19 protein-coding genes are annotated in these 21,698 nt (G+C 70.8%); 11 read left to right on the forward strand and 8 right to left on the reverse strand.

Going from position 1 to position 21,698, the window contains the following annotated elements:
- Positions 1-72 precede the first annotated feature (72 nt).
- The gene (locus PXH83_RS25625; protein ID WP_274565167.1) at positions 73-1,479 is read left to right on the forward strand and encodes a DNA-3-methyladenine glycosylase 2 family protein; all 1,407 of its coding nucleotides are present in this window, start codon (positions 73-75) and stop codon (positions 1,477-1,479) included.
- Positions 1,480-1,707: 228 nt separating this feature from the next.
- On the opposite strand, the gene PXH83_RS25630 is transcribed toward PXH83_RS25625, so the two are convergent.
- The 3 genes from PXH83_RS25630 to PXH83_RS25640 all read right to left on the reverse strand — a co-directional run bounded on the left by PXH83_RS25630 (position 1,708) and on the right by PXH83_RS25640 (position 3,746).
- Positions 1,708-2,073 (reverse strand): PPOX class F420-dependent oxidoreductase, encoded by a 366-nt coding sequence (locus tag PXH83_RS25630; protein WP_274563479.1) that lies wholly within the window; start codon positions 2,071-2,073, stop codon positions 1,708-1,710.
- Between the two features lie 109 nt (positions 2,074-2,182).
- On the reverse strand, positions 2,183-2,665 hold the full coding sequence (locus tag PXH83_RS25635) for a DUF456 domain-containing protein (RefSeq protein ID WP_274563480.1): 483 nt from the start codon (positions 2,663-2,665) through the stop codon (positions 2,183-2,185).
- Between the two features lie 91 nt (positions 2,666-2,756).
- Complete coding sequence (locus tag PXH83_RS25640; RefSeq protein WP_274563481.1) at positions 2,757-3,746, reverse strand: helix-turn-helix domain-containing protein; 990 nt, start codon at positions 3,744-3,746, stop codon at positions 2,757-2,759.
- Between the two features lie 240 nt (positions 3,747-3,986).
- On the opposite strand from PXH83_RS25640, the gene PXH83_RS25645 reads away from it, so the two are divergent.
- The 3 genes from PXH83_RS25645 (at position 3,987) to PXH83_RS25655 (ending at position 7,769) form a co-directional block, all read left to right on the forward strand.
- Complete coding sequence (locus PXH83_RS25645) at positions 3,987-5,414, forward strand: protein phosphatase 2C domain-containing protein (RefSeq protein ID WP_274563482.1); 1,428 nt, start codon at positions 3,987-3,989, stop codon at positions 5,412-5,414.
- A 78-nt stretch (positions 5,415-5,492) separates the two neighbouring features.
- Positions 5,493-7,235, forward strand: a complete 1,743-nt coding sequence (locus PXH83_RS25650; RefSeq protein WP_274563483.1) for a pyruvate dehydrogenase — start codon at positions 5,493-5,495, stop codon at positions 7,233-7,235.
- A 102-nt stretch (positions 7,236-7,337) separates the two neighbouring features.
- Positions 7,338-7,769 (forward strand): ATP-binding protein, encoded by a 432-nt coding sequence (locus PXH83_RS25655; protein ID WP_274563484.1) that lies wholly within the window; start codon positions 7,338-7,340, stop codon positions 7,767-7,769.
- Positions 7,770-7,817: 48 nt separating this feature from the next.
- Here the strand turns inward: PXH83_RS25655 and PXH83_RS25660 are convergent, their stop codons facing one another.
- Positions 7,818-8,873 (reverse strand): DUF2637 domain-containing protein, encoded by a 1,056-nt coding sequence (locus PXH83_RS25660; protein WP_214925101.1) that lies wholly within the window; start codon positions 8,871-8,873, stop codon positions 7,818-7,820.
- A gap of 193 nt (positions 8,874-9,066) precedes the next feature.
- On the reverse strand, positions 9,067-9,948 hold the full coding sequence (locus tag PXH83_RS25665; protein ID WP_274563485.1) for a (2Fe-2S)-binding protein: 882 nt from the start codon (positions 9,946-9,948) through the stop codon (positions 9,067-9,069).
- Between the two features lie 124 nt (positions 9,949-10,072).
- On the opposite strand from PXH83_RS25665, the gene PXH83_RS25670 reads away from it, so the two are divergent.
- On the forward strand, positions 10,073-10,837 hold the full coding sequence (locus PXH83_RS25670) for a GntR family transcriptional regulator (protein WP_274563486.1): 765 nt from the start codon (positions 10,073-10,075) through the stop codon (positions 10,835-10,837).
- A 29-nt stretch (positions 10,838-10,866) separates the two neighbouring features.
- On the opposite strand, the gene PXH83_RS25675 is transcribed toward PXH83_RS25670, so the two are convergent.
- From PXH83_RS25675 to PXH83_RS25685, 3 genes are all read right to left on the reverse strand, one after another.
- Positions 10,867-11,664 (reverse strand): hypothetical protein, encoded by a 798-nt coding sequence (locus PXH83_RS25675; RefSeq protein WP_274565168.1) that lies wholly within the window; start codon positions 11,662-11,664, stop codon positions 10,867-10,869.
- Positions 11,665-11,762: 98 nt separating this feature from the next.
- The gene (locus tag PXH83_RS25680) at positions 11,763-12,254 is read right to left on the reverse strand and encodes an SRPBCC family protein (protein ID WP_274563487.1); all 492 of its coding nucleotides are present in this window, start codon (positions 12,252-12,254) and stop codon (positions 11,763-11,765) included.
- Between the two features lie 33 nt (positions 12,255-12,287).
- A complete protein-coding gene (locus PXH83_RS25685) occupies positions 12,288-13,997 on the reverse strand; it encodes a PucR family transcriptional regulator (RefSeq protein ID WP_274563488.1) in 1,710 nt (569 codons plus the stop codon).
- 350 nt (positions 13,998-14,347) lie between these two features.
- Here PXH83_RS25685 and PXH83_RS25690 point away from each other — a divergent pair, with 350 nt between their 5' ends.
- From PXH83_RS25690 to PXH83_RS25715, 6 genes are all read left to right on the forward strand, one after another.
- Positions 14,348-15,238, forward strand: coding sequence for an FAD binding domain-containing protein (locus PXH83_RS25690; RefSeq protein ID WP_274563489.1), 891 nt, complete (start codon positions 14,348-14,350; stop codon positions 15,236-15,238).
- Between the two features lie 2 nt (positions 15,239-15,240).
- Positions 15,241-15,831, forward strand: coding sequence for a (2Fe-2S)-binding protein (locus PXH83_RS25695; protein ID WP_274563490.1), 591 nt, complete (start codon positions 15,241-15,243; stop codon positions 15,829-15,831).
- A gap of 2 nt (positions 15,832-15,833) precedes the next feature.
- On the forward strand, positions 15,834-18,218 hold the full coding sequence (locus PXH83_RS25700; RefSeq protein ID WP_274563491.1) for a xanthine dehydrogenase family protein molybdopterin-binding subunit: 2,385 nt from the start codon (positions 15,834-15,836) through the stop codon (positions 18,216-18,218).
- 289 nt (positions 18,219-18,507) lie between these two features.
- Entirely contained in the window at positions 18,508-19,974 is a 1,467-nt protein-coding gene (locus PXH83_RS25705) for an NCS2 family permease (protein ID WP_274563492.1), read from the forward strand.
- A gap of 38 nt (positions 19,975-20,012) precedes the next feature.
- On the forward strand, positions 20,013-21,167 hold the full coding sequence (locus PXH83_RS25710) for an XdhC family protein (protein WP_274563493.1): 1,155 nt from the start codon (positions 20,013-20,015) through the stop codon (positions 21,165-21,167).
- Between the two features lie 47 nt (positions 21,168-21,214).
- On the forward strand, positions 21,215-21,613 hold the full coding sequence (locus PXH83_RS25715; protein ID WP_274563494.1) for a ribosomal maturation YjgA family protein: 399 nt from the start codon (positions 21,215-21,217) through the stop codon (positions 21,611-21,613).
- The last annotated feature ends 85 nt before the right edge of the window (positions 21,614-21,698 follow it).

Consider the following 21,698-nt stretch of genomic DNA (forward strand, 5'->3'; position numbering starts at 1 on the left):
TGCCGTGTCAGAACTTCTGTGTCCGAAATCCGCGAGTCCGTCGCCCGCTGCTGTCGCACACTGGGTGACGTGATGGACGAAGAGACCAAGTACGAGGCGGTGACCAGCCGCGACGCGCGCTTCGACGGAGAGTTCTTCTTCGCCGTCGTGACCACCGGCATCTACTGCCGGCCGAGCTGCCCCGCCGTCACCCCCAAGCGCAAGAACGTCCGCTTCTACCCGACCGCGGCCGCCGCCCAGGGCAACGGCTTCCGCGCCTGCCGCCGCTGCCGGCCCGACGCCGTACCCGGCTCCGCCGACTGGAACGCGCGCGCCGATGTCGTGGGCCGCGCCATGCGGATGATCGGCGACGGAGTCGTCGACCGCGAGGGCGTCCCCGGGCTCGCCGGGCGGCTCGGCTACAGCACGCGGCAGGTGCAGCGGCAGCTCACCGCCGAGCTGGGCGCCGGGCCCGTCGCGCTCGCCCGCGCGCAGCGCGCGCACACCGCCCGCGTACTGCTCCAGACGACCGGGCTGCCGGTCACGGAGATCGCATTCGCGTCCGGCTTCGCGAGCGTGCGGCAGTTCAACGACACGATCCGGCAGATCTACGCCCGCACCCCGAGCGAGCTGCGCGTCGAGTCGGGGACGAAGACCGGGACCAAAGACATCGCGGGCAGCAGCGCCGGACCCGCCCTCGCCGCCGGGATTCCGCTGCGGCTCGCCCATCGCGGGGCGTACGCCGCCCGTGAGGTCTTCGACCTCCTCGCGAGCGAGGCCGTCCCACGCATCGAGGAGGTCGTCGGCGAGCCGGGCGCCCGCACCTACCGGCGCACGCTGCGGATGCCGTACGGCACGGGCATCGTTGCCGTCGACGAAGCGCCGCACAACGGCTGGCTCGAAGCCCGCATCCACCTCACCGATCTGCGCGACCTCACCACCGCCGTCCAGCGCCTGCGCAGGCTCTTCGACCTGGACGCCGACCCGTACGCCGTCGACGAACGACTCGCCGCCGACCCGCGCCTGGCACCGCTGGTCGCCGCCCGGCCCGGACTGCGCTCGCCGGGCGCCGCCGATCCGGACGAGTTCGCGGTACGGGCGCTGGTGGGGCGGGAAGGCGCCGTACAGCTCATCGAAACGTACGGAAAGGCCCTGGACCAGCCCTGCGGTGCGCTGACCCACGTCTTCCCCGAGCCGGGCGCCCTCGCCGGGGCCGACGACCCCGCACTGCGGGCCCTCGCGACCGCCCTCGCCGACGGCGACGTACGCCTGGATCCGGGTGCCGACCGCGACGAGGCGCAACGGGGGCTGCTCGCGCTGCCCGGGATCACCACGAGGACGGCGGGGCTGATCAGGATGCGGGCGCTCGGTGATCCCGACGTGCTGCCGGACGGGGGACCGGAGGACGGGTTCGGGGGCGGGGCGCAGTCGGACGGGTGGCGGCCCTGGCGTTCGTACGCCGTACGGCACCTCTGGACGGTCGGTCCGGAACCCGGCTGACGGTTAGGGGGTGTCCGGCGGATCATGCCTGGGCCGCGGGGTCTGGCACGCACATCTGCGGCGTTGTCGTCAGTCGGCGACTCCCCCAAGTTCTCGACTGCGCTCGAACAGGGGGGACCCCATCGCGTCGCCTCCCTCCTCCGCCTTGCAGCTGCACGCACCAGACCCCGCTCACCAGAACCAAGAAAGCGCCGCACCCTGAAGCCGGCCTGATCCGCCGGACACCCCCTAGTCCAGGCCCCAGCTGTGGATCTTCTGCGGGTGGATCCGGATGAGCTCCTGGCTGAAGTGCGGCCCGAGCTCGTGCGGGCCCGTCAGCAGCTCGGCCTCGCCCCGGATGTCCACCCCGCGCACCGCCCACGGGCGCAGACTCACGATGTCGTCGACCACCAGCGCGACCTTCGGATTCGCCTGGAGGTTGCGCCACTTCTTGGTCGTGCCGAGGGCGTGGCCGCCGATCAGGACGGTCCCGTCGTCCTGCGGGAAGAAGCCGACCGGATTGGCCTGCGGCCGACCCGTGGGATCGACAGTCGCCATACGCCCCAGGCGCTGCGTCTTGAGGTACGCGCGCTCGGCATCGCTGAATGCGGTCATGGCGTCAGCCTCACACGCGCACCCCGCCCCGCACATCGGAAACATGTCCTAGGACTTCAGGACGGCGGGCTTCCGGCGGGCTCCGGGCGGGCTTAGCTGTCGGTGGGCTTCAGCCCCAGATCAGCGCGCCCACCCAGGCCCCCACCACCAGCAGGCACGTGAACAACTCCACCAGCACCGGGTAGCCGACGGCGCGCATGACCGTACGTGTGGATGCCCAGCCGCCCCCGTGGCTGCCGAGCCGCGCCCGCTCCACCCCGTAGATCCCGCCGACGAAACCCGCGATCGCGCCCACCACGGGCAGCAGGAAGAACCCGCCGATGGCGGCGGCCCCGCCCACCAGGAGCGTCCGCAGCGGAACCCCGGCCTCGCTGTGGCGGCGGGCGGGCAGCAGGGGCCTCAGCGCCACGTTGAGCAGCAGCACACAGGTGGCGCCGATCAGTACGACCCAGGCGACAGCCGTTTTGTCCTCCAGGGCCCACCACACCACCGACGCCCACACGATGGCCTGCCCCGGCACACCCGGCACCAGCACACCGAGCAGGCCGAGCAGCATCACCAGACCGACGGCGACGAGCTGCCACACACCCATCTGCCAAGGGTGCAGGAGAAGGGGCGTTCTCGCAGGTCAAGGCGGCCCGGCCGGGGTGGCTGCCGAGACGGGTCGAGCCCGCCCGGACGGGTCAGTCGCGGGCCACCCAGCCGCGCTCGTACGCATGCCAGCCCAGCTGCAGCCGGGTCGTCACGCCCGCCAGCTCCATCAGCCCCTTCACGCGGCGCTGCACGGTCCGCAGGCCCAGCTCCAGCTGCTTGGCGACGCTCGCGTCGGTCATCCCGGCGAGCAGCAGCGACAGCACCTGGAGATCGACGGCATCGGGCCCGGGCCCCGCTTCTTCGGCCATCGCCCCGCCGGCTCCGCCCGCCCCGAGGCGCAGCGGCAGCGCCTCCCGCCACACCGCCTCGAACAGGCCCATCAGCGACTCCAGCAGCCCGCTCGCATGGACGACGAGAGCCGCAGGGTCGGCGCCGCGTCCCGTCAGCGGCACCATCGCCGTGCTCCGGTCCGCCACGACGAGCTTGGTCGGCACCGTGTCCACCACCCGGACCTGCTCGTCGCGCCCCAGTGCGGTGGAGAGCTCGACGATCCCGGCCGGCAGCGTGAGCACCTCGCGCTCGACCACCACCCGGTACATCACACCGCGCGACGCCCGCTCCTCCGCCTCGTTGTCCATGCCAACCACCACATTGGGCCCGCCGGTCACGAGTGCGCACACCTCCTTGGCCGCACCGAGCCGGAGCTGGGCGAAGCGGCGGTCCACCGCACTGGCGCCCGTCACGACCTCGACCAGATCGTGCACGGCCGGCTCGTCCGCCTCCACCCGGTACTCCTGCGCGAGCAGAGCCGCCGTCAGCTCCGCCTGCTCCAGCTCACGCCGCTGCTGGGTCAGCAGCGCACCCAGCGCGACCCCCGGCGGCGCCGCCACCCAGCGCCCCGTACGGGCGGACGACCGGGCGGCGAGCCCCTGCCGCTCCAGGCCGCGCAGCGCCCGCTCCGTATCGGCCTCGGGCAGCGCCAGCCGGTGCGCCAGATCGGGCACCTCCGCCGCTCCTACGGCGACGAGCGCGCGGTACGCCGACTCCTGCGCCTCGTTCAGACCAATGGCTCCCAGCATCCCCCGAACCCCTCCCGGACGATCCGATTCCGCACCGTCCCCTGATCTTCCCCGACGGCGCTCCCCGACAGCCCGTGGCGGAAAGCGGCCACGGCGTAAACCCGCCGCGCCACATCATCCCTGCACCACTGGTCCCTTGAGGCTGTGGGGAGAGTGACGACACACCGAAGGGGCGTACGCGCGGACCACTTTTTCCCGTTGCCCCGTTTTCGTACGCCCCGAGCGGTAGAAAATAGGAACATGAGCCAGCAGGGGGAGAGGCACACCACGAACGAGGACGAGTGGTGGGGCCGACTGTACGACGAGACCGCCCCGGACACAGGCCCCGCGCCGCCGGGCGACACCCTGGACGACAGATTCGACTCCGCCGTGGACACAGTCGCGGAGCCACCGCCTCCACCCGCGCCCGAACCCGCATCCGCGCCCCCACCCCCGCCCGTGCCGAAACGGTCACCCTCACCCCCCGTCATGCCCAGCCAGCGCGCCCCCTGGGAGCCCCCGGAAGCGCCGTCCGCACCGCCCTCGCCGGGTGACGCACCCCCCGAGGCCTGGCGCCCCACGGCCCACCACACCCCCGAGGCCCGCACCGCCTGGGACGCGACCGCACCCCCAGAGGCCTGGGAGCCACCAGCCACCCCCTCCCCACAGCAACAACCACAGCCGCAACCGGACCTCCACGGCCACCCGCCCCGCCCCCGCACCGTCCACGTCGGTGACGGGCCGCCCACCTACGACGCCGAGCCCACCGCCCTCCCCGTCGCCGACCCGGACGAGCTGCAGCCCCTCGTCGCCGACACCGTGCTCGACGGCGCCCAGTACGGGACGTACACCCTCCGCGCCGCATCCATCCGCGGCGACTCCGCCCGCTACCGCGGCGAACCCCGCCGCGACGCACTGCTCACCGCCCGCTTCGGCCACGGCGACGACGCCCTCGTCCTCGTCGCCGTGGCCAGCGGCGTGCGCGCCGCCGAGAGCGCGCACCTCGCCGCGGCCGACGCCTGCCTCTGGATCGGCGGCGGCGTCGGCCGCAGTCACGCACGTCTCGCCGACGACATACGGGCGGGCCGCAGGGGCGACCTCAAGTCCGGACTGCACCGCCTCACCGACCGCACCTACGGCAAACTGCGCGCCGGTGCCTCCCGACTCGACCTGGACTCCGAGGAGTACACGGCGAGCCTGCGCTGCCTGCTGCTGCCCGCCGACCCTCAATGCAGGACCCGGGTCTTCTTCGGCGTCGGCGCCGGTGGGCTGTTCCGCCTCCGCGACGGCGCCTGGCAGGACCTTGAGCCACTGGTTCCCGAGCCCGCGGCCGGCACCGGTGAGCCCGTGGTCGGCTTCGGCTCGGTCCCGGCCGAGACCTCCGACGGCGACCGCCTCACCATGGACCTCGGCATTACGACGCCCCCGTCGCCGTACGTCGAGAGCGGGCCCCCGCCCACCGAGCCGTTCCGCTTCCGGGCGTCGGTGGCCCGCCCGGGTGACACTCTCCTGCTGTGCAGCGGCGGCCTCGCCGAACCTCTGCGCGGCGAGCCCGCCCTCGGCAAGGAGCTCGCCGAACGCTGGGCCCCCACCGAGCCGCCGGGCCTCGCCGAGTACCTCGCGGACGTCGGCCTGAGGGTGAAGGGTTACGCCGACGACCGGACGGCGGTGGCCGTCTGGGAGGCGTGACGGCGTACGCCATGGGTTGATGGGAACGGCAACGGCACACGACCGACCGTCTCCCCCGCCGAAAGGGTGTGCGCATCAATGGCCAAGCAGAAAGTGGCGGAGCAGTTCGTCGACATCCTCGTCCGCGCAGGGGTCCAGCGCCTCTATGGTGTCGTCGGCGACAGTCTCAACCCCGTCGTCGACGCCGTCCGCCGCACTTCCGGGATCGAGTGGATCCAGGTCAGGCACGAGGAGGCCGCGGCCTTCGCGGCCGGCGCCGAGGCCCAGCTGACCGGCCGGCTCGCGGCCTGCGCGGGCTCCTGCGGCCCCGGCAACCTGCACCTGATCAACGGCCTCTACGACGCCCACCGCTCCATGGCCCCCGTCCTCGCCCTCGCATCGCAGATCCCGTCCAGCGAGATCGGCCTCGGCTACTTTCAGGAGACGCACCCCGACCAGCTCTTCCGCGAGTGCAGCCACTACTGCGAGCTGATCTCCAGTACCAAGCAGATGCCGCGCGTCCTGCAGACCGCGATCCAGCACGCGGTCGGCCGCAGCGGCGTCAGCGTGGTCTCCATGCCCGGCGACGTCGCGTCGGACACCGTCCCCGAACGGGCCCTGGAACACGCGCTGGTGACCTCCCGTCCGACCGTACGCCCGGCCGACACCGAGATCGACAAGCTCGTCCGCCTGATCGACGACGCGGACCGGATTACCCTCTTCTGCGGCAGCGGCACAGCCGGCGCGCACGCCGAGGTCATGCAGTTCGCCGAGCGGGTCAAGTCCCCGGTCGGGCACGCCCTGCGCGGCAAACAATGGATTCAGTACGCCAACCCCTACGACGTAGGCATGAGCGGCCTTCTCGGCTACGGCGCGGCGTACGAGGCCACACACGAATGCGACCTGCTGATCCTGCTCGGCACCGACTTCCCCTACAACGACTTCCTCCCCGACGACGTCAAGATCGCCCAGGTCGATGTGCGGCCCGAGCACCTGGGCCGCCGCTCCAAGCTCGATCTGGCGGTCTGGGGCGACGTACGCGAGACGCTGCGCTGTCTGACGCCGCGCGTGAAGGCCAAGACCAGCCGCAAGTTTCTCGACCGGATGCTGAAGAAACACGCGGACGCCCTCGAAGGCGTGGTGAAGGCGTACACCCGCAAGGTCGAGAAGCGGGTCCCGATCCATCCCGAGTACGTCGCTTCCGTCCTCGACGAACTGGCTGACGACGACGCCGTGTTCACGGTCGACACGGGCATGTGCAACGTCTGGGCTGCCCGCTACATCACCCCCAACGGGCGGCGCAGCATCATCGGCTCCTTCACCCACGGATCGATGGCCAACGCCATGCCGCAGGCGATCGGAGCCCAGTTCACCGACCGCAAGCGTCAGGTCGTCTCGATGTCCGGCGACGGCGGCTTCAGCATGCTGATGGGCGACTTCCTGACCCTCGTCCAGTACGACCTGCCGGTGAAGGTGATCGTCTTCAACAACTCCTCCCTCAGCATGGTCGAGCTGGAAATGCTGGTCGACGGCCTGCCGTCGCACGGCACGGAGAACAAGAACCCGGACTTCGCGGCGGTCGCGCGCGCATGCGGCGCGTACGGCGTGCGCGTGGAGAAGCCGAAACATCTGGCGGGTGCGCTCAAGGACGCGTTCCGGCACAAGGGCCCGGCCCTGGTCGACGTGGTGACCGACCCGAATGCCCTGTCCATGCCGCCGAAGATCCGCGCCGACATGGTGAGCGGCTTCGCGCTGTCCGCCAGCAAGGTCGTGCTGGACGGCGGGGTGGGCCGGATGCTCCAGATGGCGCGCTCGAACCTGCGCAACGTACCGAGACCGTGAGCGACTTATTGATTCATGGGCATGAGTGCCTGTGCACGTGCGGGGCATGCATTGCGTGAACCAGTTCGAGAAGCATGACCGGTCGGTGTGCGGGTGGGGGATATGACAGGGAAACAGGCGAGCGGGCGGGGTCCGGCCGCACGCGCTCAGTTACGACGCAGACTGGCCCGCGCGGATCTCGCGGCGGTTCCCGAAGTACGGCGCGCTCTGCGCGACCTGCTGAGGCACCGCGGACGCCGGGAGTGTTCGGATGTCGCCGAGCTCCTCACCACGGAGCTCGTGACCAATGCTCTCGTCCATACGGAGCACGACGCGGAGGTCACCGCGACCGTGAGCGTCTCCAGACTCCGCGTCGAGGTGCGGGACTTCGTGGCACGGCACCCCACATTGCGCGTGCCGGTCGCCGACGACGGTACGAACGGCAGGGGGCTCGTCCTGGTCCAGGCCCTCGCGGACGCGTGGGGCGTAAAGGCGCACGGCGTAGGAAAAGCGGTGTGGTTCGAGCTGGACATGGCGGGCGGCGGACCGGCGTAAGAGACCGGCCCACCACCGCCATGGTCACCTGCTGAGCAGTGAAACCGCTCAGCCGAACTGCTGCTCAAGGTCCTTGAGTTTGCGCTCAAGAGAGTCGAGCCGGGGCAGAGCCTGCGTGTCGTCCTCGGCGGTGAGGTCGACGGTCGTGATCGGCTTGTCAGAGCCTCTGACTGCCTGGAGGGAGGGCCTTTGTCGAAGCGGCAGTTGTCCCGGCTCTGCTATGGCGGGCTCCGCGACGACCTGCGCCGGCGCGGAGCCCGATCCGGGGGCGATGCCCGTGACTTCGACCTGCCGTCCGCCGCGACCGCGGCCCCAGGCCCTGTGCTGCCGGTTGATCGCCTTTATCTGGGCCCGCTCCAGCCTGTGGTGATCGCGTCGACGGATGCGGTTCTGCTCCTTCTCGCGCACGTCCTCGCGGACCTCCTCGACCGCCTCGTCGAGCGTGCGCACACCTTCGAGCAGCATCAGCGACCAGGCCCCGAAGGTCTCCCTGGGGGCTCTCAGCCACCGTACGATCCGGATCTGCGGCAGCGGACGGGGCACCAGGCCCTGCTCGCGGAGCGCGGCTCTTCGGGTCTGTTTCAGCGCGCGGTCGAACAGCACCGCCGCCGAGAGCGACATGCCTGCGAAGAACTGCGGAGCGCCGTCGTGGCCCAGGCCCCGGGGCGCGTGCACCCAGTTGAACCATGCGGCGGCGCCGGCGAACAGCCAGACCAGGAGCCGCGAACCGAGGGCGGCGTCACCGTGACTGGCCTCGCGCACGGCGAGCACCGAGCAGAACATCGCGGCGCCGTCGAGGCCGAAGGGGACGAGGTATTCCCAGCCGCCGGTGAGGCTCAGGTTCTGCCGGCCGAAGCCGACCAGGCCGTGGAAGGAGAGTGCGGCGGCGACCGCCGCGCAGCAGAAGAGCAGCAGATACGACGCGATCCCGTAGATCGCCTCCTTGCGCCTGCGCCGCTCTTCGGTACGTTCCCAGGAGTCGTCGGCTGCGGCCTTGCCACCGGCGCGCTTGCCGCGCGCAAGCACCGCAACCGCCGCCAGGACCCCCGCCAGCATCACGCCACCCGGAAGCAGCCAGTCCAGCGATATGTCGGTCAGTCTCATGCGGTGTCCCTTGCATCGCGGTAGGGCGTTTCGGGCGCCATATTGGCGGAATCCAAGTGGCCCAAAGGGGGTTTCGGTGCAAGAGGGCGCCAACTGAGTGTCAGGGCATACGGATAGGTGCGTTCTGGTCGAACCGCCTTGCGCAGACGGGGAGTTGGGTTCGATTTAGGTCACTGGATCGGGTGACGTGCCGTCAGACGGCGGCGACCGCGGACGCCGCCGTCGCGGCGGCTTCCTCGCTCAGCTTCCGTACGCGCTCGGCGTCGCACGTACGCGGACACGTCACGCAGGTGTCCTCGGGCCGCAGCGTGTAGAAGAGGCAGCAGCTCGCCCGGTCGCGCGTCGGCAGCGATTCGCCGCTCGGTCCGGTCAGCTCGCGGAAGCCCGCGGTGCCGGCGTACGGCTTGGTCGTACCCGGCAGCAGCTCCTCCAGCTCCCGCATCGCGCGCCGCTCGTCACCCAGCTGATGGGCGATGTACCAGAGCCCTTCCACGATCTCGTCCGTGACCATGCCCCACAGCGCGCGCTTCCCGCGCCGCATCCGCGGCCCGAAGCCGTTGAGGACGGGCCCGAGGTGCTCGGCGACGGCGTCCCGCACCTCGCTTCGCAGGGCTTCCTCGTCCGGTACGACGCGGGCGCCGGGCAGGGTGGCTGCGGGGTCGTCGGGCAGGCACGCGAAGTCCGTTACGCGTACGGCCATCCGGCCCAGTGTGCGCTGGAAGGCGACACCCTCGACGGGCATGCGCGGCACCCGGCGCTGAAGGAACCAAGGCACCGTAATGAGGAGACAGGCGGGCCAGGCGTATCGGTGCAGACCGAAACTGGCGACGACGTCGGGGCGGGCCTGCTGGCCGTAATCACGCAGAACCTGCGCGTTGTCCCAGGCCAGGAACGTGTCGAGCGCGGTGCCACCGGCGGCCAGCTCGGCCGCGCCGACCCAGCCCGCTGCGCCCGGGGCCTGCTCGCCGTCCGGGATCTCTTGGATCCGCAGGCCGGGGAAGGCCTCGGTGAGGCGGGCGTACGAGGCCGCGACGGGAGACGCGGAGACGCCGGTGAGGGCAGCGGGGACGGTCATGCAGAGACCACCGAATCGCGATCGTTGGCAGGTAAGCCTTACCTTACCCGATCAATTCGCGGTTTGAACTGAGACCTGGGCCGCCTATCGTGCATATGGGGCACGGCACCGGAGGAGACGTCAGATGGAGCAGTCGCGGGCGCAGGGCAGAGCGCGCGAAGCCGCGTACCCCCACATCCCCGCGATCCCCGCCGCCCCAGCCGTCGGCGTCCCGGAACAGGCCCGCGGCGAACACACCCACAGCGAGCCCCCCGCCCCCCGCGTCGTCCAGCGCCACTCGGTCCGGGGCCAGATACTCGACGCCCTGCGCGCGGCCCTGGTCAGCGGCGAGCTGATACCCGGCGAGGTCTACTCGGGCCCCGCGCTCGGCGCCCGCTTCGGGGTCTCGGCGACGCCCGTACGAGAGGCGATGCAGCAGCTGTCCCTCGAAGGTGCGGTGGAAGTAGTCCCCAACCGGGGCTTCCGCGTCACGGTCCGCAGCGCGGTGGAACTGGCGGAGCTGGCGGAAGTGCGCTCTCTGATCGAAGTCCCCGTCATGCTCCGCCTGGCCCGCACGGTCCCGGCCGACCGGTGGTGCGACCTGCGCCCCCTGGCCGAAGCCACCACGGCAGCAGCGGCAACGGGCGACCGGGCGGCGTACGCGGAGTCGGACCGCGCCTTCCACGGAGCGGTGCTCGCCCTGTCGGGCAACCGGCAACTCGTAGCAGTGGCCGACGACCTCCACCGCCGCTCCCAATGGCCCCTGCTGACGGGCGACCCCCTGGGCCGCCGGGCAGACCTCCTGGCAGACGCTGCGGAACACCTGGCGCTGCTGGACGCCCTGGTGGCCCAGGACCTGACGGTCGTCCAGTCCCTGGTCCGCGAGCACTTCGCGGGCGCGGACCGCTGACGCTCGATCGGAGGCGGCCTTCCCAGAGGTCAGACCGCCGTCGTCGGGGTCATCGGGGGCAGTTGCGCTGCCAGCCATGTCGGTACGCCGTCCAGGAGGCGGAACAGGCGGGCCGCTTCCGCGCGCAGGCGGGTTGCCTCCGGTTCCGGTTCCGCGTCTGCCAGGGCTGCCAGTGCGGGGGCTGTGCCTACCAGGTAGCCCAGTTCCTCCCGTATCCGCAGCGACTCCGCGAAGCCGTGCCTCGCGTCCGCCAACTCGCCCTCCCTCAGGGCCAGTCCGGCCAGGTGGCGCCACGTGAAGGAGAGCAGCAGCGTCTCGCCGTTGGCCGTGGCGCCCGCGTGGGCGCGGCGGTAGGCGGCGAGGGCCGACTGCGGGGAGTCCGAGATGTGCTCGGCGACCAGGCCCCGGCGGAAGTCCAGCAGGGGGCGAGCCGCCGCCGTCGGGGAGAGCAGGGCCGCCGCCCTGCCGAGCGCGGCGCGTGCCTCGTCGGCCCGGTCGCGGGCGCCGAGCACCGTCGAGGCGTACGCGAGCTGGCCGCGTTCGCACGCCGCCGCACCGCGCTCGTCGTCCTCCCGGGCAACGGCTTCCGCCGTACGCAGCGCGTCTTCCGCCTCCGCCCAGCCCCGCTCCGTGAACAGGCAGCGCTCGACGAGCAGCGAGGCTCGCTGGAGCGCGGCGGCGGGCGTGGCGGGGGCACCCGCATGTGGTTCTAGCAGGGCCGCCGCATCGGTCCAGCAGCCGCGCGAGCGCAGCCGCCATACCGCGGTCTGGAGTGGGCTTCCGTCCCCTGCGGTTGATCCGGAACCAGACATGGCGGTATGCGCCACATTGCCCTCCCCGAGCACGCCATTGAGCTGTGAGTAGCTGTAGTGGCCGAATCTCAGCACGGAATGGCACTCCGGGCCAAGAGGTCAGGTGAACGAATTCACAATCGGCCGGTCACAGCGCCGAGTTGGCTGAGAGTAGCGGCCATTGCCGTACGCATCTTCTTCGGATACCCGGGCAACTCTACGATCAGCCGGGGGAAACGGGCCCGCGACCAGTCGTACGTGTGCGTGACCCGGGTCGCCGTACCGTCTGGCTCCAGCTCGTAGCGCCAGCGCTGGCCGCCCACCAGTCGGCGGCCGCCCAGCTCGCCCCACGTCTCCCAGGCGATGAGCCGGTCCTTTTCGTACTCCACGACGACATTCACCGAGCGGTACGGGATGCCTCCCTGGCTCATCCCCATCGTGAACCGGTCGCCGGGGCCCAGCACTTCGGGCCCCTGCGGCCTGCCCTTCAGCATCCCCGAACCGTCCAGCTCGGTGTGCCGGGCCGGTGTCGCCAGCAGCTCGAAGATCTGCTGCGGCGATGCGACGACCATCTCCGAGACCGATATCGATCTCTGTCCCGCGCCCGTTGCCGGTCCCGGTTTCATGTGGAGCCCCCTCCTGAGTACCTGCCTGTGTCGCTAGCTCATCCTCAGCGCGAGGAAGAAGTCCAGCTTGTCTTCGAGGCGCGACAAATCGCGCCCCGTCAACTGCTCGATCCGGCCCACCCGGTAACGCAGTGTGTTGACGTGCAGGTGCAGCCGCGCCGCGCAGCGCGTCCACGAACCGTCGCAGTCGAGGAACGCTTCGAGGGTGGGGATCAGTTCCGCACGGTGGCGCCGATCGTAGTCCCGCAGAGGATCGAGCAGCCGCGCGGTGAAGGCCCTGCGTACGTCGTCGGGGACGAACGGCAGCAGCAGCACGTGCGAAGCCAGCTCGTGGTGGCCCGCCGCGCAGACCCGGCCCGGGCGTGCGGCGGCGACCCGGCGGGCGTGCCGGGCCTCCTCCAGGGCGCCTCGCAGGCCCTCCGCCGAGTGCACGGCCGCGCTGACACCCAGTGTCAGCCGCCCGTCGTCGGCGAGACCGCCCGACAGCGGCTCGCGCACCGCATCCAGGAGCACGTCGGCGTGCAGGCCCTGGTCGGAGTCCCGCGGCTCGTCCTCGCCCTCGGCGGCCTCCCCCTCGGTCGCGATCGCCGGCAGCGGTACGAGTGCGATCGCCTCGTCACCCGCGTGAGCCACCGCGATCCGGTCCGACGAGTCGGATCCCGCCACCGCCGGGTCGACCAGGATTTCCTCCAGCAGTGTCTGCGCGACGGGCCCGCTCTGGACCGCACCGCCGTCCTGCCACTCGACGCGCGCCACGACGACCTGCCAGTGCGGCGCGGAGCCGAGGCCCGGCAGCAGGACCGGCGCCGCGACCCGCAGCCTGGCGGCGATCTCGGCGGGGGCCGCGCCCGTCTGGACCAGCTCCAGGACTTCTTGGGCGAGGCGGCGGCGTACCGTACGGGCCGCGTCGCGGCGGTCGCGTTCCACGGCGATCAGCTGGGTCACGCCCTGGAGCAGGTCGAGGCGGGCGGCGGGCCAGTCGCCCGCGTCCGCCTCCACGGCCAGCAGCCAGTCCGAGAGGACGCTCTCGCGCACGTCACGGGAGGCGGACACCGCGGCGGCAGCAGCGCCGCGCCCGGCGCTGCGGATCGGGAAGAGCGAGTACGTCGTGCCCTGGACGGCGGCGCGGTGCGGCGCCCGGCGGCCGGTCCGTACGGCGGCCAGATGCTCGCCCGCGAGCTTGGAGCCCAGCCCGGGCGACAGCGGCGCACCGGCGCCCGCGATCTGCCGTCCGGTCGGCGAGAGCACCCAGGCGCGCAGGTCCAGGTCGGAGGTCAGCAGGTCGAGGACCACCTCGGGCCCGCCGCCCGCCGGGCCGGACGTCATAAGCCTGCGGTGCCGGTCGACGACCGCCGCGAGGTCCCCGGCGCGCTCGCCGGACACCTGGCGCACCACGTACTCGGTGATGGTTGCGAAGGCCACGGCCTCGCTGACCGCGAAGAGCGGCAGCCGGTGGCGTACACACGCCTCGACGAGGTCGTTCGGAATCGCGCCGAGCTCCGCCTCGCCCGCCGCGAGCCCGACTACGCCTGCGCCCGCCAGGAGGCGTACGAAGGGCTCGGAGTCCTCGGCCGAGTGCCGCCACGCCAGCCCGGTGAGGACCAGCTCGCCGCCCGACAGGTACCGGCTGGGGTCCCGCAAGTCGGTGGTCATCACACCGCGCACGGTGCGGTCGAGCTCGTCCTCGCCGGCGAGCAGCCGCAGGCCCAGTGCGTCGGTCTCAAGCAGTGCGCGCAGCCGCATGGGTCGCCGCCGATCTGTCTCTCGATGTTGGATGGAAGTGTTCGGGATGCGTTTGCGTGTGTTTGCGATCCGAGAAGGCCGTGCTTGGGGTTCCAAAGGGCCGTGCTTGGTGTTTCCCAAGGAAGACCGCGGGGTTACTGAGGTCAACCTTTCGTTCGAATCTACAAGACATAAGGGTCGACCAGCCAACTCCTTCATGGTTTCGGTGACTGCACCAGGCGGGGCCCGCCTTGTGTACTGGGGCCACGCCGCGTGAACAGCACATGAACGACTGAACGAATCAGTCGAGGGCCGGCCGTCTCCGGGCCCCAGCGAACAGCGATCAACCCGATTGAGAAGAAGAGAGCCTCATGGACTTCCTTCGCCCCGCCAGCTGGGAGGAGGCGCTCGCCGCCAAGGCCGAGCACCCCACGGCTGTGCCCATCGCGGGCGGCACCGATGTCATGGTCGAGATCAACTTCGACCACCGCCGCCCCGAGTACCTCCTGGACCTGAACCGCATCGGCGAACTGCGCGAGTGGGAGGTGGGTGAGGAGACCGTACAGCTCGGCGCCTCCGTCCCGTACACCCAGATCATGGACCACCTGCGTGCGGAACTGCCCGGTCTCGCGCTCGCCGCTCACACCGTCGGCTCGCCGCAGATCCGCAACCGCGGGTCCGTCGGCGGCAACCTCGGTGCGGCTTCCCCGGCCGGTGACTCGCACCCCGCCCTGCTCTCGGCGGGCGCCGAGGTCGAGGCCGAGTCGGTACGCGGTACGCGCCTCATTCCGGTCGAGGAGTTCTACACCGGCGTGAAGCGCAACGCCCTTGAGCCGGACGAGCTGATCAAGCGCGTCCACATCAAGAAGGCGGACGGGCCGCAGCAGTTCTCCAAAGTGGGTACCCGTAACGCCATGGTCATCGCGGTCTGCGCGTTCGGTATCGCGCTGCACCCGGAGACCCGCACCGTGAAGACGGGCATCGGCTCCGCCGCCCCGACCCCCCTGCGGGCGCGCGCCGCCGAGGACTTCCTCAACGCCGCGCTCGAAGAGGGCGGATTCTGGGACAGCGGCAAGATCATCACTCCTTCGGTCGCCAAGCAGTTCGCGGAGCTCGCCTCCGGCGCCTGCAACCCGATCGACGACGTGCGCGGCACGGCGAAGTACCGCCGCCACGCGGTCGGGATCATGGCCCGCCGGACGCTGGGCTGGACCTGGGAGCAGTACCGCGGCACCGGCCGCTCGCTTGAAGGAGCTGCATAGCAATGCGCGTCAATTTCACGGTCAACGGCCGTAAGCAGGAAGCGGACGACGTCTGGGAGGGCGAGAGCCTGCTCTACGTCCTGCGCGAGCGCATGGGCCTCCCGGGCTCCAAGAACGCGTGCGAGCAGGGCGAATGCGGCTCCTGCACGGTCCGCCTCGACGGCGTGCCCGTCTGTGCCTGTCTCGTCGCCGCCGGTCAGGTCGAAGGCCGCGAGGTCGTCACGGTCGAGGGCCTCGCCGACTTCGCCAAGCAGCGCGAAGAGGGCTGCGCCACGGGTGCCTGCGGCGGTACGTCGCTCCAGGAAGCCCAGCAGTGGCAGGCGAAGGGGACGGACTCCCAGACCGGCGAGGGCGACGAGCTCGCACCGATCCAGCAGGCGTTCATCGACGCCGGCGCCGTGCAGTGCGGTTTCTGCACCCCGGGTCTCCTGGTCGCCGCCGACGAGCTCCTTGAGCGCAACGCCGAGCCGTCCGACGCGGACATCCGCGAGGCGCTCTCCGGCAACCTGTGCCGCTGCACCGGTTACGAGAAGATCCTTGACGCAGTGCGCCTTGCCGCCGCTCGTCAGGAACGCCAGGAAGAGGCGGTCTGATCATGGGCGTAACTGGTACCCCCACCAACATCAACCAGGGTTCGAAGACCAAGGGCGGCATCGGCGAGTCCACGCTCCGCCCGGACGGCACCCTGAAGGTCACCGGCGAGTTCGCGTACTCCTCGGACATGTGGCACGAGGACATGCTCTGGGGCCACACCCTGCGCTCCACCACGGCGCACGCCGAGATCCGGTCGATCGACACGTCCGAGGCCCTGGCCATGCCCGGCGTCTACGCCGTGCTGACGTACGACGACCTGCCCACCGAGGTGAAGAACTACGGCCTGGAGATCCAGGACACCCCGGTTCTCGCCCACGGCAAGGTCCGCCATCACGGTGAGCCGGTGGCCATCGTCGCCGCCGACCACCCGGAGACGGCCCGCCGCGCCGCCGCGAAGATCAAGATCGAGTACGTCGAGCTCCCCGTCATCACCGACGAGGCATCGGCGACCGCGCCCGACGCACTGCTGATCCACGAGGGCCGCGACGACCACCACATCGGTCACGTCCCGCACCCGAACATCGTGCACCGCCAGCCGATCGTCCGCGGCAACGCCGACGAGGCCGCCAAGCGCGCCGACGTGATCGTCTCCGGCGAGTACGTCTTCGGCATGCAGGACCAGGCGTTCCTCGGCCCCGAGTCCGGCATGGCCGTACCCGGTGAGGACGGCGGTGTCGACCTGTACGTCGCCACCCAGTGGCTGCACTCGGACCTCAAGCAGATCGCCCCCGTCCTCGGCCTGCCCGAGGAGAAGGTCCGCATGACGCTCTCCGGCGTCGGCGGCGCCTTCGGCGGCCGCGAGGACATCTCGATGCAGATCCACGCGTGCCTGCTCGCCCTGCGTACCGGCAAGCCGGTCAAGATCGTCTACAACCGGTTCGAGTCCTTCTTCGGCCACGTGCACCGCCACCCGGCGAAGCTCTGGTACGAGCACGGCGCGACCAAGGACGGCAAGCTCACGCACATGAAGTGCCGGATCGTGCTGGACGGCGGCGCCTACGCGTCGGCCTCCCCGGCGGTCGTCGGCAACGCTTCGTCGCTGAGCGTCGGCCCGTACGTCGTCGAGGACGTCGACATCGAGGCCATCGCGCTCTACACGAACAACCCGCCCTGCGGCGCCATGCGCGGCTTCGGCGCGGTCCAGGCGTGCTTCGCCTACGAGGCACAGATGGACAAGCTCGCGGCGAAACTGGACATGGACCCGGTGGAGTTCCGCCGGATGAACGCCATGGAGCAGGGCACGCTCCTGCCGACCGGCCAGCCGTGCGACTCCCCGGCGCCCGTCGCCGAGCTGCTGCGCCGCATCAAGGCCATGCCGATGCCGCCCGAGCAGCAGTGGCTCGCGGCCGGTGAGCAGGCGGACGTACGCGCCCTGCCCGGCGGTCTGTCGAACACCACGCACGGCGAAGGCGTCGTACGCGGCATCGGCTACGCGGTCGGCATCAAGAACGTCGGCTTCTCCGAGGGCTTCGACGACTACTCCACCGCCCGCGTGCGGATGGAGGTCATCAACGGCGAGCCGGTCGCGACCGTGCACACCGCGATGGCCGAGGTCGGCCAGGGCGGCGTCACCGTCCACGCGCAGATCGCCCGCACCGAGCTGGGTGTCACGCAGGTGACGATCCACCCGGCCGACACCCAGGTCGGCTCGGCCGGCTCCACCTCCGCCTCCCGTCAGACGTACGTCACGGGTGGCGCGGTGAAGCACACCTGCGAAAACGTCCGCGAGAAGGTCCTGGAGATCGGCCGCGCCAAGTTCGGCTCCTACCACCCGGCCTGGGCCACCGCCGAGCTGCTGCTCGAAGGCGGCAAGGTCGTCACCGACGGCGGCGAGGTCCTGGCCGACCTGGTCGACGTACTCGAAGGCGAGTCGGTGGACCTGGAGCTGGAGTGGCGCCACCGGCCCACCGAGGCCTTCGACCTGGTGACCGGACAGGGCAACGGCCACGTCCAGTACTCCTTCGCCGCGCACCGCGCGGTGGTGGAGGTGGACACCGAGCTCGGCCTGGTCAAGGTCATCGAGCTCGCGGTCGCCCAGGACGTCGGCAAGGCGCTCAACCCGCTGTCCGTCGTCGGCCAGATCCAGGGTGGTACCACCCAGGGCCTGGGCGTCGCGGTCATGGAAGAGATCATCGTCGACCCGAAGACCGCGAAGGTGCGCAACCCCTCCTTCACGGACTACCTGATCCCCACCATCCTCGACACGCCGACCATCCCCGTCGACGTACTCGAACTGGCCGATGAGAACGCGCCGTACGGTCTGCGTGGCATCGGCGAGGCCCCCACTCTCTCGTCGACTCCGGCCGTCCTCGCGGCGATCCGGAACGCGACGGGTCTGGAACTCAACAGGACGCCGGTGCGGCCCGAGCACCTCACCGGCACCTGATCCCCGGGTTCCACCGAAAGCTCCCCGGGCGGTGCCGTGCCTCCAGGAACGTCACACTTCCCCGCCCTTCACCGCCCGGGGCCCCAAGTGCCGCACCGCTCGCGGCTCTTGTAACAACACCGCTCACAACACCGCTCACAATTCCACCCCGGTTTTACCAAGCTTTACCCAGATTTGCCCTAGTTCGTCTCGGGCCGTCCCCCGGGTCGTGCAGCCAGCGCAGCATCCCAAATCCCGCGTTTCCAATCTCCATTGCGGGTGCCCCTTTGAACCTTGGGAGACAGGCACCATGACCCAGCAGTCCACAGAGCCGACCACGACGGCGGAAGATGCAGGCGCGGGAACGCGCCAGCCCGCCGGCCGGTCCTGGCTCGACCGGTACTTCCACATAACGGACAGAGGATCCACCGTAGGGACCGAGGTCCGCGGCGGCGTCACCACCTTCATGGCGATGGCGTACATCCTCCTGCTCAACCCGCTGATCCTCGGCGGCAAGGATGTGGACGGCAACGTCCTCAGCCAGCCCGCCCTCATCACCGCGACCGCTCTCGCCGCCGCGGCGACCACCCTGCTCATGGGCTTCTGGGGCAAGGTCCCGCTCGCCCTTGCAGCCGGTCTGAGCGTCTCCGGTGTGCTCGCGTCGCAGGTCATCCAGGTGATGACCTGGCCGCAGGCCATGGCCATGTGTGTGGCCTACGGTGCGGTGATCTGCCTCCTGGTGGTCACCGGCCTCCGCGAGCTGATCATGAACGCGATCCCGCTCGCCCTCAAGCACGGCATCACCATGGGCATCGGCCTCTTCATCGCGCTGATCGGCCTGGTCAAGGCCGGCTTCGTGCACGAGAACCCCGCCCCCGGCGGCGGCCCCGTGTCCCTCGGCCCGGCCGGTGAGCTGGCCGGCTGGCCCGTCCTGATCTTCGCAGTCACCCTGCTGCTGATCTTCGCCCTGCAGGCGCGCAACATCCCCGGCGCCATCCTGATCGGCATCGTCGCGGGCACCGTCATCGCGGCGATCCTGAACGCGATTGTGAACATCCCGGGCAAGGCCTGGTTCTCCGGCGCACCGGAGCTCGAAGGCAGTGCGGTCTCCACCCCGGACTTCTCGCTGTTCGGCCAGGTGTCCTTCAGCGGCTTCGGAGAAGTCGGCTACATCACCGTCACCATGATCGTCTTCACCCTGGTGCTGGCGGGCTTCTTCGACGCCATGGCCACGATCATCGGTGTCGGCAGCGAGGCGAAGCTCGCCGACGACAAGGGCCGCATGCCGGGCCTGTCCAAGGCGCTCTTCATCGACGGCGCGGGCGGTGTCATCGGCGGCGTCGGCGGCGGCTCCGGCCAGACCGTCTTCGTCGAGTCGGCGACCGGTGTCGGCGAGGGTGCCCGTACGGGTCTCTCCTCCGTGGTCACCGGCGCGTTCTTCGCGGCCTGCCTCTTCTTCACCCCGCTCACCGCGATCGTGCCCCAGGAGGTCGCAGCCGCGGCCCTGGTCGTCATCGGCGCGATGATGATGCAGAACGCCAGGCACGTCGACTGGAGCGACCGCGCCGTTGCCATCCCGGTGTTCCTCACCGTGGTCCTGATGCCGTTCACCTACACCATCACCACGGGTGTGGCCGCCGGTGTCATCTCCTACGTCGTCATCAAGGTGGCGCAGGGCAAGGTCCGCGAGGTGAGTGCCTTCATGTGGGGCCTGACCGCGATCTTCATCGTGTACTTCGCGATCCACCCCATCGAGAGCTGGCTGGGCGTCAGCTGACCGCCCGAGCCCTCCACACCCCCGTAAAGGAGACAGTCATGCTGGACATCGCCGAAGAGCTCAACCGGTGGGTCGAGCAGGGACGCGACTTCGCCGTCGCCACGGTCGTGGCGACGAACGGAAGCTCGCCCCGGCAGCCGGGAGCGGCCCTCGCGGTCGACTCCGACGGCACGGCGATCGGCTCTGTCTCCGGCGGGTGTGTGGAGGGCGCTGTGTACGACCTGTGCCTGCAGGCGCTGGAGGACGGCGGCGATACCGTCCTTGAGCGCTTCGGGTACAGCGACGAGGATGCCTTCGCGGTGGGTCTGACCTGCGGCGGGATCATCGACATACTCGTCACTCCGGTACGTGTGGACTCTCCCGCCAGGGAGGTGTTCGCGGCCGCGCTGGCCACCGCCGCATGTGGGGATGCGGCGGCGGTCGCGCGGACAACCGACGGCCCGGCCGATGTCATGGGCCGCGCCCTGCTCGTACGCCCCGACGGTTCGTACGACGGATCCCTCGGCGGGCACCCGGAGCTGGACCGCACGGCGGTCGGTGAAGCCCGCGCCATGCTGGACGCGGGCCGCACCGGCACCGTCCTCATCGGCGAGGACGGCTCACGCTGCTGTCAGCCGCTGACGCTCCTCGTCGAGTCGAGCGTCCCCGCCCCGCGCATGATCGTCTTCGGCGCCATCGACTTCGCCTCCGCCCTGGTGCGGGTGGGCAAATTCCTGAACTACCACGTGACGGTGTGCGACGCCCGGCCCGTCTTCGCCACCGCCGCCCGCTTCCCCGAGGCCGACGAGATCGTCGTCGACTGGCCGCACCGCTACCTGGAGTCGGCCGAGACCGACAGCCGTACGGTGCTGTGCGTGCTCACCCACGACGCCAAGTTCGACGTACCGCTCCTTGAACTGGCCCTGCGGCTCCCGGTCGCGTACATCGGCGCTATGGGCTCCCGCCGCACCCACGAGGACCGCAACAAGCGGCTGCGCGAGGTCGGAGTCACCGAGCTCGAACTGACCCGCCTGCGCAGCCCCATCGGCCTCGACCTCGGCGCCCGTACGCCCGAAGAGACCGCCCTGTCCATCGCCGCGGAGATCGTCGCGGCCCGGCGCGGAGGCAGCGGCGTCTCGCTGACCGGCGCGCACACCCCGATCCACCACGAGGGTCCGCGGGAGCCTGCGGGGCGGATAGGTTCCGTGGCCTGACAGCCGTACGGACGTCCTGACAGCCGTACGGACGTACAGTGTCCGGTGTGATTGATCTTCGCCGGACCCGTGGGCTCGCGGCTGTGGCCGCGGCCCTGACGCTCTGTGCCGGGCTCGGCATCCGGAGCGTGGTGGACGGCGATGTCGCCAAGTACGCGGGGGACGCGCTCTACACGGTCCTTCTGTGCACGCTCGTCGTGCTCGTCGCGCCCAGGACCGGGCCGCCCGTGGTGGCCGCCGTCGCGCTGGCTCTCAGCTGGGCGATCGAATGCGCCCAGCTGACGGGCGTGCCGGCCGAGCTGGCGGAGCGCAGCCTCGCGGCACGGCTTGTGCTCGGCTCGACGTTCAACGCGCCCGATCTGCTCTGGTACGCCGTCGGCGCCGGGTTCTTCCTGCTCATACGCACCGTGGTGCCCCGCCCGAGCGGCCTGCGCCACGCGTCGTGAGGCGACGCGGCTTCGACCGGGGTGGGGAACAGACCGCCGTACACGCCGCGTGCCGGCCACCGCAAGGAAGCAGGGCGCAACGCTG

It is taken from the genome of Streptomyces spiramyceticus, assembly GCF_028807635.1.
Classification (GTDB): Bacteria; Actinomycetota; Actinomycetes; order Streptomycetales; family Streptomycetaceae; genus Streptomyces; species Streptomyces spiramyceticus.

Excerpts from the sequence above, each read along its gene's own strand:
- PXH83_RS25625 (WP_274565167.1), top strand. The coding sequence starts at position 73 with ATGGACGAAGAGACCAAGTACGAGGCGGTGACCAGCCGCGACGCGCGC.
- PXH83_RS25630 (WP_274563479.1), bottom strand. The coding sequence starts at position 2,073 with ATGACCGCATTCAGCGATGCCGAGCGCGCGTACCTCAAGACGCAGCGC.
- PXH83_RS25635 (WP_274563480.1), bottom strand. The coding sequence starts at position 2,665 with ATGGGTGTGTGGCAGCTCGTCGCCGTCGGTCTGGTGATGCTGCTCGGC.
- PXH83_RS25640 (WP_274563481.1), bottom strand. The coding sequence starts at position 3,746 with ATGCTGGGAGCCATTGGTCTGAACGAGGCGCAGGAGTCGGCGTACCGC.
- PXH83_RS25645 (WP_274563482.1), top strand. The coding sequence starts at position 3,987 with ATGAGCCAGCAGGGGGAGAGGCACACCACGAACGAGGACGAGTGGTGG.
- PXH83_RS25650 (WP_274563483.1), top strand. The coding sequence starts at position 5,493 with ATGGCCAAGCAGAAAGTGGCGGAGCAGTTCGTCGACATCCTCGTCCGC.
- PXH83_RS25655 (WP_274563484.1), top strand. The coding sequence starts at position 7,338 with ATGACAGGGAAACAGGCGAGCGGGCGGGGTCCGGCCGCACGCGCTCAG.
- PXH83_RS25660 (WP_214925101.1), bottom strand. The coding sequence starts at position 8,873 with ATGAGACTGACCGACATATCGCTGGACTGGCTGCTTCCGGGTGGCGTG.
- PXH83_RS25665 (WP_274563485.1), bottom strand. The coding sequence starts at position 9,948 with ATGACCGTCCCCGCTGCCCTCACCGGCGTCTCCGCGTCTCCCGTCGCG.
- PXH83_RS25670 (WP_274563486.1), top strand. The coding sequence starts at position 10,073 with ATGGAGCAGTCGCGGGCGCAGGGCAGAGCGCGCGAAGCCGCGTACCCC.
- PXH83_RS25680 (WP_274563487.1), bottom strand. The coding sequence starts at position 12,254 with ATGAAACCGGGACCGGCAACGGGCGCGGGACAGAGATCGATATCGGTC.
- PXH83_RS25685 (WP_274563488.1), bottom strand. The coding sequence starts at position 13,997 with ATGCGGCTGCGCGCACTGCTTGAGACCGACGCACTGGGCCTGCGGCTG.
- PXH83_RS25690 (WP_274563489.1), top strand. The coding sequence starts at position 14,348 with ATGGACTTCCTTCGCCCCGCCAGCTGGGAGGAGGCGCTCGCCGCCAAG.
- PXH83_RS25695 (WP_274563490.1), top strand. The coding sequence starts at position 15,241 with ATGCGCGTCAATTTCACGGTCAACGGCCGTAAGCAGGAAGCGGACGAC.
- PXH83_RS25700 (WP_274563491.1), top strand. The coding sequence starts at position 15,834 with ATGGGCGTAACTGGTACCCCCACCAACATCAACCAGGGTTCGAAGACC.
- PXH83_RS25705 (WP_274563492.1), top strand. The coding sequence starts at position 18,508 with ATGACCCAGCAGTCCACAGAGCCGACCACGACGGCGGAAGATGCAGGC.
- PXH83_RS25710 (WP_274563493.1), top strand. The coding sequence starts at position 20,013 with ATGCTGGACATCGCCGAAGAGCTCAACCGGTGGGTCGAGCAGGGACGC.